General features: G+C 61.0%; 13 protein-coding genes. 8 read left to right on the top strand and 5 right to left on the bottom strand.

All coding sequences use genetic code 11. The annotated features are described in order from the left end of the window. Positions 1-3: 3 nt before the first annotated feature. The gene (locus FHS83_RS18920) at positions 4-309 is read right to left on the bottom strand and encodes a winged helix-turn-helix domain-containing protein (protein WP_167085028.1); all 306 of its coding nucleotides are present in this window, start codon (positions 307-309) and stop codon (positions 4-6) included. Next, entirely contained in the window at positions 306-920 is a 615-nt protein-coding gene (locus FHS83_RS18925) for a hypothetical protein (protein ID WP_167085030.1), read from the bottom strand. Before FHS83_RS18925 ends, FHS83_RS18920 begins: the two co-directional genes overlap by 4 nt. 409 nt (positions 921-1329) lie before the next feature. Between FHS83_RS18925 and FHS83_RS18930 the strand changes: the two genes are divergently transcribed. The 6 genes from FHS83_RS18930 to FHS83_RS18955 all read left to right on the top strand — a co-directional run bounded on the left by FHS83_RS18930 (position 1330) and on the right by FHS83_RS18955 (position 7135). Beyond that, positions 1330-3300, top strand: a complete 1971-nt coding sequence (locus FHS83_RS18930) for an OPT family oligopeptide transporter (protein ID WP_208414964.1) — start codon at positions 1330-1332, stop codon at positions 3298-3300. Between the two features lie 219 nt (positions 3301-3519). Continuing rightward, positions 3520-4227: a response regulator transcription factor gene (locus tag FHS83_RS18935; protein ID WP_167085034.1), complete on the top strand. Its 708-nt coding sequence runs from the start codon at positions 3520-3522 to the stop codon at positions 4225-4227. Positions 4228-4290: 63 nt separating this feature from the next. After that, on the top strand, positions 4291-5880 hold the full coding sequence (locus FHS83_RS18940) for a stimulus-sensing domain-containing protein (protein WP_167085037.1): 1590 nt from the start codon (positions 4291-4293) through the stop codon (positions 5878-5880). Then, entirely contained in the window at positions 5868-6383 is a 516-nt protein-coding gene (locus tag FHS83_RS18945; protein WP_167085039.1) for an HPr kinase/phosphorylase, read from the top strand. The genes FHS83_RS18940 and FHS83_RS18945 overlap by 13 nt, the downstream gene beginning before the upstream one ends. 55 nt (positions 6384-6438) lie before the next feature. After that, positions 6439-6843 (top strand): PTS sugar transporter subunit IIA, encoded by a 405-nt coding sequence (locus FHS83_RS18950; protein WP_167085041.1) that lies wholly within the window; start codon positions 6439-6441, stop codon positions 6841-6843. A gap of 13 nt (positions 6844-6856) precedes the next feature. Continuing rightward, entirely contained in the window at positions 6857-7135 is a 279-nt protein-coding gene (locus tag FHS83_RS18955; RefSeq protein ID WP_167085043.1) for an HPr family phosphocarrier protein, read from the top strand. 21 nt (positions 7136-7156) lie between these two features. Here the strand turns inward: FHS83_RS18955 and FHS83_RS18960 are convergent, their stop codons facing one another. Then, entirely contained in the window at positions 7157-7933 is a 777-nt protein-coding gene (locus tag FHS83_RS18960; RefSeq protein ID WP_167085045.1) for a GNAT family N-acetyltransferase, read from the bottom strand. Between the two features lie 268 nt (positions 7934-8201). On the opposite strand from FHS83_RS18960, the gene FHS83_RS18965 reads away from it, so the two are divergent. Together FHS83_RS18965 and FHS83_RS18970 are read left to right on the top strand one after the other, a co-directional pair. Next, a complete protein-coding gene (locus FHS83_RS18965; RefSeq protein ID WP_167085047.1) occupies positions 8202-9269 on the top strand; it encodes a LacI family DNA-binding transcriptional regulator in 1068 nt (355 codons plus the stop codon). A 137-nt stretch (positions 9270-9406) separates the two neighbouring features. Beyond that, positions 9407-10909 (top strand): DUF6600 domain-containing protein, encoded by a 1503-nt coding sequence (locus FHS83_RS18970; RefSeq protein WP_167085049.1) that lies wholly within the window; start codon positions 9407-9409, stop codon positions 10907-10909. A 161-nt stretch (positions 10910-11070) separates the two neighbouring features. Here FHS83_RS18970 and pflA read toward each other — a convergent pair whose 3' ends face one another. Together pflA and pflB are read right to left on the bottom strand one after the other, a co-directional pair. After that, entirely contained in the window at positions 11071-11811 is a 741-nt protein-coding gene (pflA, locus tag FHS83_RS18975) for a pyruvate formate-lyase-activating protein (RefSeq protein WP_167085052.1), read from the bottom strand. Positions 11812-11900: 89 nt separating this feature from the next. Next, positions 11901-14129 carry a formate C-acetyltransferase gene (gene pflB, locus FHS83_RS18980; RefSeq protein WP_167085650.1) on the bottom strand — a complete coding sequence of 743 codons (2229 nt, stop codon included), beginning with the start codon at positions 14127-14129 and terminating at the stop codon, positions 11901-11903. Between the last annotated feature and the right edge of the window lie 17 nt (positions 14130-14146).

Consider the following 14146-nt stretch of genomic DNA (forward strand, 5'->3'; position numbering starts at 1 on the left):
CGCCTATAGCTTTGGCGGCAGAAGTTTTTCGATGGCGTCGAGATAGGCGATGAAAGCGGCACGCCCGGCTTCAGTGAGCGCGATCCGTGTGAGAGGCTTGCGGCCCGCATAGGTTTTCTCGATCGCGACATAGCCCGCCTCTTCGAGCTTACGAAGCTGCACCGAAAGATTGCCGTCGGAGGCCTGAAGCTTGGCTTTGAGGGCGTTGAAATCCGCGACCCCACTGCCGGAGAGATAGGCCATGACGCCGAGCCGCAAGCGGCTATGGATGATGTCGTCGATGGCCGCGATGTCGAAATCCTCACTCATGCGCGTGCTTCATCCGCCACGAGCTTGAGCCCCGGTAAAGTGAGAAGCACAATGAGTGCTCCGCCCATCACCAGCTCCTGCAGCGGGTTTTGCGTGAGATAGGCCAAAGCCAGCGCGAAGAGATAAGAAGCCCCGCCCGCCAGCGCCATCCATCCGCGCCGGGAAAGGGCCGCACTGGCGAACCATGCCGTGCCATAGAAGGCGAAGATCACCGGGATATAAGCGGTCAGCACGATTTGCGTATGGGTAACGCCGGCGACGATAAGGGTCGAGACCCAGGCTACCATCACACCGGCGCCACACGCACCCCACACCGTCCCGAAAGCGGCAGTGGAGGCATTGCCCGCGCCTTTGGGCGTGGCACGCAAACGCTGAAACATCAAAAACCAATAGAGGGCGAAAACCACAAAGGCGCCGATCCAGAGCCAGGTTTGCGCGCCTTGCGGCAGTGGCACATATCCCGCCGAACTCGCCCAATCCAGGATCGCGGCAAGGCCGAACACCACCCCAGCCCCGGCGAGAAAAGCGCCGCCGAGAATGGGGCCATGGCGGCCACTCTCCGCGACCTTGCGTAGATAGGAGATGTCTTGGCGTAACGTCTCGTCGTTCATGGCATGTCTCCCTTAGTGATGACTGGTTGTACGTGCGGCATCCCGCTCCGCCTGACGCGACTTCTCGAAACACCGCTGCGGCAAATCCACAGGAAGATGGTGGCGCGCGTCAGTTGCGCCCCATTTCGAAACAACCCTGAACGCGCCCTCCAGCCCGACCGCCCCGAAAGGCTCGCGCAGTGAAACACTCCTCGGACCGGCAATATTTGGCAGAGTATTGCGGAGCATGGCGCCCTCACTCCGGTATTGTTGCGCCCGTTATATCATAAGTACTTTATTTTTTAAAGCACTTCTTTTTGGCACATACCATCACCGCCTTTTCGCTAGGCAAGTCTTTGATAGGAAGGCTCTTTTCAAAGCCCCCTGGCATGCGCACTGTGCGGTTCCAGACAATGAGGCGGGTAGAGTCGTGAGCGGTGTGAGCAAGCGCGTAGCGGAATTGACGCTGCGCGGAGTTATTCTCGGTGTACTGATTACTTTCGTGTTCACCGCGGCCAATGTGTATATCGGCCTCAAGGTCGGCCTGACCTTCGCCACCTCGATCCCGGCAGCGGTGATCTCGATGGTGGTGCTATCCGCCTTCAAGAATTCCTCGATCCTGGAAAACAACATCGTGCAGACCGTGGCCTCAGCCGCGGGCACCTTGTCCGGCATTATTTTCGTTCTGCCCGGCCTTGTGATCATCGGCTGGTGGACGGGCTTTCCGTTCTGGACCTCGTTCTGGATCTGCGCCGGTGGCGGCGTGCTGGGCGTGCTGTTCACAATCCCCTTGCGCCGCGCCATGGTGACCAATTCCGACCTGCCCTATCCCGAAGGCGTGGCCGCAGCCGAAGTCTTGGAAGTGGGCAGCGCCGCGCGCGGTGAAGTGACCGCCGAAACCAAAGAAGGCCTTATCGCCCTGCTCTATGGCGCGTTTGGCGCGACGATCCTTTCCGTGCTCACCGCAACGCGGGTGGCGGCGGGCGAAGCCATGGGCTTTTTCAAAGTAGGCAATGGCGTCTCGGGCTATCACATGTCCTTCTCGATGGCCCTGCTTGGGGCAGGCTATCTCGTCGGCCTCTCCGTCGGCATGGCGATGCTGGTCGGCGTCTTGATCGCCTGGGCTGGCGCGGTTCCGATCCTCACCTCCATGATCCCGTCAGGCGGAGCAGCCCCGGCCGATTTCGCCGCCTCCGTGTGGCTGCATCAGGTGCGTTTCATCGGCGCGGGCTGCATCGCGGTCGCCGCGGTATGGACGCTGACCAAGCTCGCGGGCCCCGTCGTCAGCGGCGTGATCGCCACCATGACCGCCTCGAAGAAGGCCAAGGTCACCGGCGACATGACCGATGTCGACCTCTCGCCCATTTGGATCACCGTCATCGGCATCGCCTCGCTGATCGTGATCGGCTGGCTGGTGAAGATGTTCGTGGTGGGCACCCCGCTCGCCGGGCTGGTTGACCTCTTATTGCTGACCGCAGTGCCATTCATTTTCTTCGGGGGCCTCATTGTGGCGGCCATCACCGGCTACATGGCGGGACTGATCGGCGCCTCCAACAGCCCGCTTTCCGGTGTCGGCATCCTTGCCATCCTGGTTTGCGCCACCTTACTCGTCTCGGTGGTACAGCCCGAGCCAAATGCCCGCGCTGCGCTGGTCGCCTTCTGTCTTTTCACCACGGCAGTGGTCTTCGCCATCGGCACCATCTCCAACAATAACCTGCAAGACCTGAAAACCGGCCAGCTTGTCGGCGCTACGCCGCGCGCGCAGCAATGGGCCCTTATCATCGGTGTCGGCGCAGGCTCACTGGTGATCCCGCCGGTGCTGAACCTGCTCAACAATGCCAGCGGCTTTGCGGGCGCGGTGCATCCGGCCACCGCCCATGGAGCTCCGCTCGGCGCGCCTCAGGCCAATCTCATCTCGGCCCTCGCCCAAGGCGTGATCGAGCAGCATATGGACTGGAAAATGATCGGTATCGGCGCCGTGATCGGTGTGGTGGTGATCCTGATCGACGCCCTGCTCGGCTGGAAGAAATGGCTGCGTCTGCCGCCGCTCTGCATCGGTATGGGCATCTATCTGCCGATGGAAATCACCCTGCCGGTCGTGCTCGGCGCGGTGCTGGGCTATTGCTATGACCGCTTCTGGGCCGCGCGTACCCGCGATCCGGAACATTCCCAGCGCCTGGGCGTGCTGGTCGCCTCGGGCATGATCGTGGGCGAGAGCCTCTTCGGCGTGCTCCTGGCGGGTCTTATCGTGACGTTCAATACCGGCGCGCCGCTCGCCCTGGTGTCGGACAATTTCGGACCCGCCCCGTATGTCGGCTGGATCATGTTCCTGGTCCTCATCTCCGAGCTCTATGGCTGGAAGATCCGCCGCTCACGCAACTCCAAACCGCGCACGCCGTAACCGGGTGCGGAGCGAATCGCCTGAGGGGGGCTGCACCGCCCCCCTGGGCAAGCGGGGCTTCGGAGCGGCCGCCGAGGGCCAAAAACGAGGCGAAAACGCGCAGGACCGGCCTTAGCCCCCACGAAAACGACCGTTGCGGAATTCCCGGACATTTTGATTTGGCGCGTCACCCTCTATAGTGCCTTAGCCAAATCGGGCTGAGATTGCGGACAGAGATTCATGGCGAACATCGCTCTTGTTGACGACGACAAAAACATCCTCGCCTCCGTCCAGATGCTGTTGGAGCAGGAAGGCTATCACGTGCGCACCTTCAGTGACGGCGCCGCCGCGCTGACCGGGCTGACGGGCACGCCCCCTGACCTCGCCATCCTCGACATCAAGATGCCGCGCATGGACGGGCTGGAGCTCTTGCGCCGCCTGCGTCAAGTGCAGGAAAGCATCCCGGTGATCTTCCTTACCTCCAAGGACGAGGAAATCGACGAGCTGATGGGCCTGAACGCGGGTGCCGACGATTACATCAGGAAGCCCTTCTCCCAGCGTCTCCTCCTGGAACGGGTGAAAGCGGTGCTGCGCCGGGCCGATGCCCAGAAGGTGCTGCCCAACGCCGCTCCCGAGACCAAGAAGGAAGCGCTGATCCGCGGCAAGCTTGCCCTCGATCCGCAGCGCCATGAATGCACCTGGGACGGGCGTCCGGTCCGCCTGACGGTCACCGAATTCCTCATCCTGCAATGCCTTGCCCAGCGCCCCGGCTTTGTGAAAAGCCGCGATAGCCTGATGGATGCCGCTTACGATGATCAGGTCTATGTCGACGACCGCACCATCGACAGCCACATCAAGCGCCTGCGCAAGAAGTTCAAGCAGGTGGATGACAGCTTCGAAGCCATCGAGACCCTCTATGGCGTGGGCTACCGTTATCGCGAAATCTAGTTTTGCCGCGAATGACCGCAAACTGGTGAAGCGCTCCAACCGGCGCGCAGGCCGAAAGATCGGATGAAATTCTTCGCCAGCGTCAGCAAAAGCCGCCACTCGGTTCTGAGGTGGCGCATTATTCTCCTCAACACCGTGGTCTTCGCGGTGCTGATCGCCGGTGTGACCTGGGTGCAGACATCCCGTGTCGGCCTGGTGGATGAGCGGCTCACCGGCGTTGAGGAAGAAGCACGGGTGGTGGCCGCAACGCTGGCCGAATACGCCACCATCACCGAAGGCCGAGGCATCAACGTCCAAAGTGCCAGCGAGCTGTTGCGCGACCTTCTTGGCCCTACCCGCCTGCGCGCCCGGCTCTATGACACCGACGGGATGCTGATTGTCGATACCCGCTATCTGCTCTCGCGCAATGTGGTGCAGACGCTGGAACTCGCCCCCATCGACCGCTGGAGCCGTTTCGAACGCTGGGCGACGGGGCTCTACGATTCCATCATGGGCGTACGCCCCAACGCCCATTACGAGCCCTATTTCGAAGGCGGCCAGGACGGCAAGGTCTATGTCGAAGTGCAAACCGCACTGCAGGGCGTGACCGCCTCCACCAAACGTGTCGACGAGCATAACAAGCTGGTGCTCTCTACCGCCGCGCCGGTGCAGCGCTTCAAAGCCATTTACGGCGTGCTCTATGTCTCGACCGAAGGCGGCGATATCGACGACATTCTACGCCTGGAACGTACCAAGCTGATCGAAGTGTTCCTCCTGGCGACCCTTCTGATGATCACCGCCTCGCTCTATCTTTCCTGGAACATCGCCGAACCGATGCGCCATCTCGCCGAAGCCGCCGAGCGCGTGCGCCGGGGCCGTTCAGGGCGCGAGACCATTCCGGATATGAGCCGCCGCGGCGACGAAATCGGCGACCTTGCCGAGGCCATGAGTACCATGACCAAGGCGCTTTATGACCGCATCGACGCCATCGAAAGCTTTGCCGCCGATGTGGCGCATGAGATCAAGAACCCCCTCACCTCTCTGCGCAGTGCCGTCGACATGCTGGTGCGCTCCAGCGATGAGGAATCCAGAAAGCGCCTCCTCAATATCGTACGTGCCGACGTTAAACGCGTAGACCGGTTGATCACCGACATTTCCGATGCCTCGCGCCTCGATGCCGAGCTGTCCCGCGAAACCGCAACCCCGGTCGATATCGCCAAGCTGCTCGAGACCATTGTCGAGATATACAAAATGATGGAGCTGCCGCGCGGGGTGCAGATCGCGCTCGACATCCATCTGCCCCATGATGCCGCCGTGATGGGCCGTGACGAACGCCTGGGACAGGTCATTCGCAATCTGATCGACAACGCCGTGTCATTCAGCCCGAAGGACGGCACCGTGACCATCACAGCGCATACCGACCCAGGTACTGTGGTCATCACGGTGGATGATCAAGGCCCTGGCATTCCACCCGACAATCTCGAGACCATCTTCAACCGCTTCTATACGGAGCGGCCGCAGGAGCATGATTTCGGCAAGAATTCAGGCCTCGGCCTTTCCATCGCACGCCAGATCACCGAAGGCGTCGGTGGGCGTATTTGGGCCGAGAACCGCACCAATGGCGGCGCGCGTTTCATCGTGGAACTGCCCTTGGCGGTCGCATGGCAGCATTGACAGTCAACATCCACGCTACAGCGCTGAGGCTCGCAAAAGCCGCGCAGATCTTCGGCGCGCCCAAGAATTTCGGTGTGCTCTTGATCGGCAAAAGCGGTTCAGGAAAATCCGACCTCGCCCTCCGGTTGATCGCGCGCGGAGCCGAGCTGATCGCGGATGATCGCACCGATCTTTTGGTCACGCGCGGAAAATTGATTGCCAAATGTCCGCGTCAACTTACAGGGCTTCTAGAAGTGCGTGGCGTCGGGATCATCGCGTTATCCCCAGCAGCAAAATCCCCTACATCGGCTCCTATCGGTCTTGTGATCCGGCTTGGCGCCCGGCCCCCGAGGCTGCCGGAACCCGAATTCTGGCGCCCCCCTGCGGCTTTGGCGCTAAAGCCCAAGTCCTTTCCGCCGGTTATAAGTCTTGCTGCGTTTGAGGCCTCGGCCCCAGAAAAGGTACTTGTAGCGGCAGCAGCGCTCGCCAAGGGCTTGTACCGCGAGGAAATCAACCCAAATTAATACTTCAACGCCTTACGATGGTCGCTTATCGTTCGGCCATCACACGGACAGAGACATGATCGGTATTGTTCTGGTTACACACGGCCGTCTAGCCCATGAGTTCATTTCGGCCATGGAGCATATGGTCGGCCCGCAGAGTCATTTGCGCGCCGTCTGTATCGGCCCTGAAGACGACATCGAACGCCGCCAGCGTGAAATCGCCGCCGCCGTGAAATCGGTGGATCTGGGCGATGGCGTTGTCATCGCCACCGATATGTTCGGCGGCACTCCTTGCAATCTCGCGCTCACGCTTTTGGAAAAAGGCAAGGTAGAAGTGCTGGCCGGTGTGAACCTGCCGAGCCTCATCAAGCTTTGCGATGCGCGCACTAAGCAACCTTTGGAAATCGCCGTGCAGGACGCCATCGAAGCGGGGCGCAAATATATGCGAGCCGGTTCAGCAGACCTGTTCGCCACGCCCTGACGAAACGAGACCAATGACAGCTTCCTGCCTTAGCGCCACTGCAAAGATCGTCAACAAGCGCGGCCTGCACGCCAGGGCCTCTGCGAAGCTCGTCGAGGCGGCCTCACGCTTCAAAGCACATGTAACGGTGTCAAAAGATGGAGCGACGGTGGATGCCCGCTCCATCATGGGGCTGATGCTGCTCGCCGCCCCTATCGGGACCGAGATCGAAATCTCGGCCGCGGGCGAAGATGCGCAAGAAGCCCTCACCGCCATCCTCGCGTTGGTCGAGGCCAAGTTCGGCGAGGATTGATTTTCTCTCCGAGCTTTTTTGTTAAGCCGCGGCAAGCCGGTAGAACGGGAATTGCCGGGTCACCGCAAAGCCGAGACTCTGAGCCAAATGGAAAGAGCCTGCATTCTCCTTGCGGCAGGCCCAAACGGGCTCCAAGCCTTGTGAAAGGCATTTCTCAATCATTGCGACCGCCACGGCGCGCGCCAAGCCTTGGCCGCGATAGGCGCTGAGGGTTTCGATGCCGATTTCGAGCCAACCCTCCCCGCGCGTGGCGGTGAAAGCCATGGCGCCAGGCTCTCCGTTCTCGCTCACAGCCAGCATCCCGCCGCCATGCGCGGTAAAGCTCGCATAATCGTTCCAGAAGAAGTGCGGGCTGACGGTGACGCCTTCAAGCGCGTAGCCATGCTGGGGCAGCGGCACAATCCGCCATCCATTGGGCACAGCAGACGCGCGATGGCGCGCTGCGAAAACCGCTTCATCAAAGCGGAAATTCACCCGCGTGAACCGTTCTGTGTCAGGCAAGGCATCATCCCAGGGAAGATGATCAAAGCGCGGGTCAATCTGCAGCCATTCATCCCTTTGGCGATAGTGGCCGTCGCGGAGATGGGCCGTGACCACCTCAAAAGCGGCCTCCAATCCGTCGCCCCATAGAAGCGACATGCCATAGCTGTGCAGGACATGGGCGGCCCGAGGCTCCGCCGCGCGATCAAGCCAAGCCCGGCCCGGGACCAAGCCCTTGCTCACCATCGGGATGAAGCCGGTGAAAATGGGAACAGCGGACAAAGCGGGGGCGGAGCAAGGCGGCGAAATCTCGATCATGGCGTTCATCAAAAGGGCGCGGCGGAGTAACGGAACCTATTTGCGTTCGCCCGCCAGCTCCATTCACAGTTAGTGACCAGTTGTGCCAATACGGTGCCCGAGCCCGCGAGGAGCGGCCTTGCTGCCCCCAGCCGGAGCGCTTGCGCAACTCTAGATCGATGACCTTGGGCTAGTTTTCGAGCTAAAACGCCGCAATGTGCCCGCTAATCGATTGCGCCGGGGGCCAAGGCGGGGCCAAAATGCAAAAGTCCGAGAAATCGAGGGGACGATGACGGTCAAATCGGCACGGGGGGCGGGCAAAAAACGCACGAGCGCGGCCACTATTTACGATGTGGCGCGGCGGGTTGGCGTTTCGCCCATGACAGTAAGCCGAGTCGTAAATGGCGAATCAAATGTGCGCGAGGCCACCCGCGATGCCGTCCAAAAGGCGATGCGGGAGCTGCAATTCCGGCCCAACAAGGCGGCACGCAGCCTGGCGGGTGCCCAGGAGATTCGTATCGGCCTGCTCTATAACAACCCTTCGGTTGCATATTTCACCGCCCTGCTGCTGGGTGCGCTGGACGGCTCCAGCCGCAATGCCGCGCAACTGGTGGTGGATAAGTCTGAAGTCGGCGATGCCGTGGCGGCGACCCAAGCTGTCCGTACACTGATTAAAGGCGGGATCAACGGCATTCTCCTCACCGCGCCCTTAAGCGAGCGTTCGGACCTCATTGCCGAGCTGAAGGAGCAGGAAGTCTCCATCGTGGGCATGGCGACGAGTTCTTTCACCGGCGAGATCACCTGTGTCGGCATCGATGATTTCAAAGCCGGCTATGACCTGACGAAATACCTGATCGGCCTGGGCCACAGCCGGATCGCCTTCATCTCGGGCCACCCCTCTCATTCCTCATCGCGCCAGCGCCGCGCAGGCTTCGAAGCCGCCATCAAGGAAGCTGGAGCCAAGGTCGAGAAACCGCGCGTTGCGCAGGGCGATTACAGCTATCGCTCCGGCATGGAAGCCGCGGAGGAATTGCTCTCTGGCAAAACCGCGCCGACCGCGATCTTCGCCTCCAACGACGATATGGCCTCGGGCGCGATGAGTGTGGCGCATCGAAAAGGGCTCGAAGTCCCCAAAGACCTTTCCGTGGTGGGCTTTGACGATACCATTGCCTCATCACTGTGGCCCGCGCTGACGACCATCCGCCAACCGGTAGGCGAAATCGCCGCCACAGCGATAAATCTGATTGCACAGGAAGTTCGCGACCGGCGTAATGACCGCCCGGTGGAGATCCAGAACATCACCGTGCCCCATCTTCTGGTGGAGCGTGAATCCGCGGTCCCGCCCCGCAAGCGGTGACAAATCAAGGGCAGCCCCTAGGTTGGCATAAAGATAAGCCGTCCCGACGATCCCCAATGCGATAGTCGCACCTGCAGACCGCGTTCTCTTGAAGGACGCAAGGCTGCTAGGCCGCTCTTCGCATCATGGAGTGATCGATGCGCAATCTGTCCAAAGTTCGATTCCTTGTGAGCACGCTGGCGCTTCTTCCCGCAGCCACCCTGCCCTTCATCAGTCCCGCAAAGGCCCAATTCGCGGCCTCTATCAGCTTCGATAGTTTTCACGACGAACTTTCCCATTACGGCTCATGGCTCTACAGCGACCGCTGGGGCATGGTCTGGCAGCCTGCCGATATGCCTGACGATTTCAGGCCCTATTACACCTCCGGCCATTGGGTCTTCACCGAAGACTATGGCTGGTATTGGACGTCCAATTACCCATGGGGCGACATCGCCTTTCATTACGGGCGCTGGGTCGCCGATCCCGATGACGGATGGCTATGGGTGCCTGGTTATACCTGGAGCCCGGGCTGGGTGGTGTGGCGGCAGAACCCAACTTATGTCGGCTGGATGCCGATGCCGCCTGATCCTTATTTCCTCGACCGGCACAGCGGCTCTTCCTTCGAGTTTTCCTATTCGAGCGGCGTCGAGCATATTTCCTTCGGCTGGAGCGATGCCACCTTCGGATACCGGCGCTGGTATGGCCCCGATTACGATGACCGACGTTTCGCCGCGAACTGGGTTTTCCTCTCCCCAGGGCATATGGCTGATCACGATTACAGGCCGGTGATCGTAAACGATCCGGTGCGGGTCACCACCATCATTCATCAGACCCAGAACATCACCAACTACACTGTGGTGAACAATTACGTGGTCAATAAAAGCGTCGATGTGCATGTGGTGGAGCGCGGCGGTGGGCGGCCCGTGGAAGTAATGCGCGCGCGCGATGTGATCCGCCGCCCGGCCTTGATCGCGTCTCTTGACGCCGGACGGCAGGCACGCATGGCAGCCCGCGAGATGGCGCCCATCGGCAACGGCATTGCCCATAGTGCCCCGCCTCCGCCGCCGCGCGTGGTGGAACGGCTTTCAGCTGAGCCCGCGATGTTTCATGGCCGCCCGCCGGCGCATCTCTTCACGCGGGCCAATATCGTCACCCCAGCGGCCCAAGCCAAATTTCAAGGCGCACCAGAACAAGGTCATCCCGAGCAAGGCCATCCGCCACCAAATCATCCGCCCGCAGACTTCCGCCCACCGGATCGCCGTCCGCAGGATGTTCAGCAACCCGAGCATCGGCCGGAGGCTATGCAGGACCGGCACCAGCCGGACGCCATGCGGGGAGAGCCGCCGCGCGATCGTGAGATGACGCCGCCTCAACGCGACAGGAACAGATTTTCACCGCCCGAACGCCAACACCCCATCGATACGCCCATGGTGCGCACGCCACCGCCCACACGGGATGATATGATGCGCCCACCGCATGAGCGCCCGGCGGCGCGACCTGAAGGTCAGATGGAGCATCACCGGGAAGGACCGCCGCCGCAAAACCATGTTGCGCCACATCCCTCCCCCAAGCCAGAAGCGCATCGCCCCCCTCCAGAACGCCCGCGCGAGGAGCGCGACCGTGAGGAGCGCGGCAAAGACAAAGAACACCGCCCCGAATAAGTCTGCGGCCCCATCTCATCTTCGTCATGGCCGGGCTCCGACCCGGCCATCCACGCACGCGTAACACCACACGCTCAAACGAGCATGGGAGCAAGGTTCTGTGCGTTAAGACTGGATGGCCGGGTCAAGCCCGGCCATGACGGGATGTGGAGTTCCCGAGCCTACACCGTCTTGAGGCCGTGGGAGACGAAGATCTCCTTCACATGCGCGGTCAGTTCTGGCTCGGGCGGCTCAACCGCCTTGAGCGCGTAAGGCAGCTTCATCGCTTCCCATTTGTGCTCGCCCATTTTGTGGAAAGGCAGCACCTCGACCTTGGCCATCTTCAGCTTGGCGGCATAGGCGGCCAGCTCGGCGATGGAGTTGAGATCATCGGTATAGCCCGGCACCAGCACATAGCGCAGCCAGGTGGTCTTGCCCATTTCCGACAGTTTTTCGGCAAAGCGCAGGGTGGGCGCGAGTTCGACGCCGGTGAGTTTCTTATAGGGCTCCGGGCGGAAATCCTTGATGTCCAGCATCACCAGATCGGTGGCGTCGAGCAATTCCTGGGAGGCGTTCTCGCCGAGATAGCCATTGGTATCGAGCGCGGTGTGCAGGCCAAGCTCTTTGCAGCCCTGAAACAGCGCGGTGACGAATTCCGGCTGGCTGAGCGGCTCGCCACCCGTCGCCGTGACGCCGCCGCCGGTGCGCTTCAGGTAGTTGGCGTAGAGATTGATCTCGCTGACAAGGTGCGCCACATCGGTCTTCTTGGCGTCCTTCATGTGCCAGGTATCAGGGTTGTGGCAGTAGAGGCAGCGCAGATGGCAGCCAGACAGGAACACCACAAAACGCAGGCCCGGACCATCCACCGCTCCGCAGGATTCAACGGAGTGGACATAGCCTTCGACATTCACACCCGTAGACACGGCATTGTTCCCTTCAGATAGCAAACAGGCGGGACCCTTTTGAAAAGGCCCCGCCCGCCTGAGGTGTCACTTCACTTCAAATCTGTCAATCAGACGCTCTTGTGGAACGTGCGGTTGATGACGTCGAGCTGCTGCTCGCGGGTCAGCTTGATGAAGTTCACAGCATAGCCCGACACGCGGATCGTCAGCTGCGGGTACTGTTCCGGATGTTCCATCGCATCCAGCAGGGTCTCGCGGTCAAAGACGTTGACGTTGAGGTGGTGACCGCCGGAGGTGAAGTAGCCGTCGATCAGGCCCGCCAGATTGTCCTTGCGGCCGTGGTTGGTTTTGCCAAGCGCACCCGGGATGATGGAGAAGGTGTTGGAGATGCCATCCTGCGAATATTCGTAGGGCAGCTTCGCGACCGAGGAGAGCGACGCGAGCGCGCCCTTCTTGTCGCGGCCGTGCATCGGGTTCGCACCCGGGGCAAACGGCTCACCAGCCTTACGGCCATCCGGGGTCGAGCCGGTGTTCTTGCCATACACCACGTTGGAGGTGATGGTCAGGATCGACTGGGTCGGGACGGCATTGCGATAGGTCTTGAGGTTCTTCAGCTTCTTCATGAAGCGTTCCACGAGGTCAACGGCGATCGAGTCAACGCGGTCGTCATTGTTGCCGTAGCACGGGAAGTCGCCTTCGATGTCGAAGCCGACGGCCAGGCCACGCTCGTCACGCTGCACCTTCACCTTGGCGAACTTGATGGCCGAGAGGCTGTCCGCGACGATGGACAGACCGGCGATGCCGCAGGCCATGGTGCGCAGGATATCACGGTCATGCAGCGCCATTTCGATGCGCTCGTAGCAATACTTGTCGTGCATGTAGTGGATGATGTTGAGGGCATCCATGTACACGCCGGCCAGGTAGGTCATCATGTCGTCAAAGCGCGGCATGACTTCATCATAGGAGAGCACATCAGCGGTGATCGGCTTCAGGGCCGGACCGACCTGCTTGCCGCTCTTCTCGTCCTTGCCGCCGTTGATCGCGTAAAGCAGAGCCTTGGCGAGGTTGGCGCGGGCGCCGAAGAACTGCATCTGCTTGCCGATACGCATGGCGGAGACGCAGCAGGCGATGCCGTAGTCGTCGCCCCAATAGGCGCGCATCAGGTCGTCATTCTCGTACTGGATCGACGAGGTCGTGATCGACATATGAGCGCAATACTTCTTGAAGCCTTCCGGCAGACGCTCGGACCACAGGACCGTCAGGTTCGGCTCCGGCGCCGGGCCGAGGTTGGTCAGGGTGTGCAGGAAGCGGAAGGAGGTCTTGGTGACCAGCGGACGGCCGTCAACGCCCATGCCGCCGATGGATTCGGTCACCCAGGTCGGGTCGCCCGAGAACAGATCGTTGTATTCCGGGGTACGGGCGAAGCGGACCATGCGCAGCTTCATGACCAGATGGTCGATCAGCTCCTGGGCCTCTTCTTCCGTGAGGATGCCGGCCTTGATGTCACGTTCGATATAGATGTCGAGGAAGGTCGAGGTGCGGCCGAGCGACATGGCGGCGCCGTTCTGTTCCTTCACCGCGGCGAGGTAGCCGAGATAGACCGCCTGCACCGCTTCCTTGGCATTGGAAGCCGGCTTGGAAATGTCGAGGCCATAAGAAGCAGCCATCGCCTTCAACTCGCCGAGGGCGCGGATCTGTTCGCCGAGCTCTTCGCGCAGGCGGATGGTGTCTTCGTTGATGTTGTGTTCGAGCGTGGCGGCCTGGAGCTTGCGGTCGGCAACCAGGGCATCAATGCCGTAGAGGGCAACGCGGCGATAGTCGCCGATGATACGGCCACGGCCATAGCCGTCCGGCAGACCGGTCAAGATGTGGGCCGAACGAGCCTTACGGATGGCATCGGTGTAACCGTCGAAGACGCCGTCGTTATGGGTCTTGCGATAGTGGGTGAAGATGTCGTGGACGGTCTTGGAGACCTTGTAGCCATAGGCTTCGCAGGCCTTCTCGGCGATCTTGATGCCGCCGAACACCATCAGGGCGCGCTTCAGGGGCTTATCGGTCTGCAAACCAACGATCTTTTCCAGATCTTTGATGATGTAGCCGGGCTCGTGCGAGGTGATCGTGGAAACGATCTCGGTGTCCATATCGAGCGTGCCGTTCTTGGCGCGCTCTTCCTTCATCAGACGGGAGACTTCTTCCCACAGCTTGGTGGTGGCGGCGGTCGGGCCGGCCAGGAACGACTCATCACCGTAGTAAGGCGTGACGTTGTTCTGAATGAAGTCGCGGACGTTCACTTCACGCTTCCAGGTATGTCCTGCGAAAGCGGGACCGACGAACTTCACATCCTTGTCTTCTACTG

This window comes from Rhizomicrobium palustre, from assembly GCF_011761565.1.
Lineage (GTDB): Bacteria > Pseudomonadota > Alphaproteobacteria > Micropepsales > Micropepsaceae > Rhizomicrobium > Rhizomicrobium palustre.

Coding starts and splice junctions, on each gene's coding strand:
- FHS83_RS18970 (WP_167085049.1), top strand. CDS start 9,407: ATGCGCAATCTGTCCAAAGTTCGATTCCTTGTGAGCACGCTGGCGCTT.
- FHS83_RS18940 (WP_167085037.1), top strand. CDS start 4,291: ATGAAATTCTTCGCCAGCGTCAGCAAAAGCCGCCACTCGGTTCTGAGG.
- FHS83_RS18925 (WP_167085030.1), bottom strand. CDS start 920: ATGAACGACGAGACGTTACGCCAAGACATCTCCTATCTACGCAAGGTC.
- FHS83_RS18935 (WP_167085034.1), top strand. CDS start 3,520: ATGGCGAACATCGCTCTTGTTGACGACGACAAAAACATCCTCGCCTCC.
- FHS83_RS18950 (WP_167085041.1), top strand. CDS start 6,439: ATGATCGGTATTGTTCTGGTTACACACGGCCGTCTAGCCCATGAGTTC.
- FHS83_RS18945 (WP_167085039.1), top strand. CDS start 5,868: ATGGCAGCATTGACAGTCAACATCCACGCTACAGCGCTGAGGCTCGCA.
- FHS83_RS18960 (WP_167085045.1), bottom strand. CDS start 7,933: ATGATCGAGATTTCGCCGCCTTGCTCCGCCCCCGCTTTGTCCGCTGTT.
- FHS83_RS18955 (WP_167085043.1), top strand. CDS start 6,857: ATGACAGCTTCCTGCCTTAGCGCCACTGCAAAGATCGTCAACAAGCGC.
- FHS83_RS18920 (WP_167085028.1), bottom strand. CDS start 309: ATGAGTGAGGATTTCGACATCGCGGCCATCGACGACATCATCCATAGC.
- FHS83_RS18965 (WP_167085047.1), top strand. CDS start 8,202: ATGACGGTCAAATCGGCACGGGGGGCGGGCAAAAAACGCACGAGCGCG.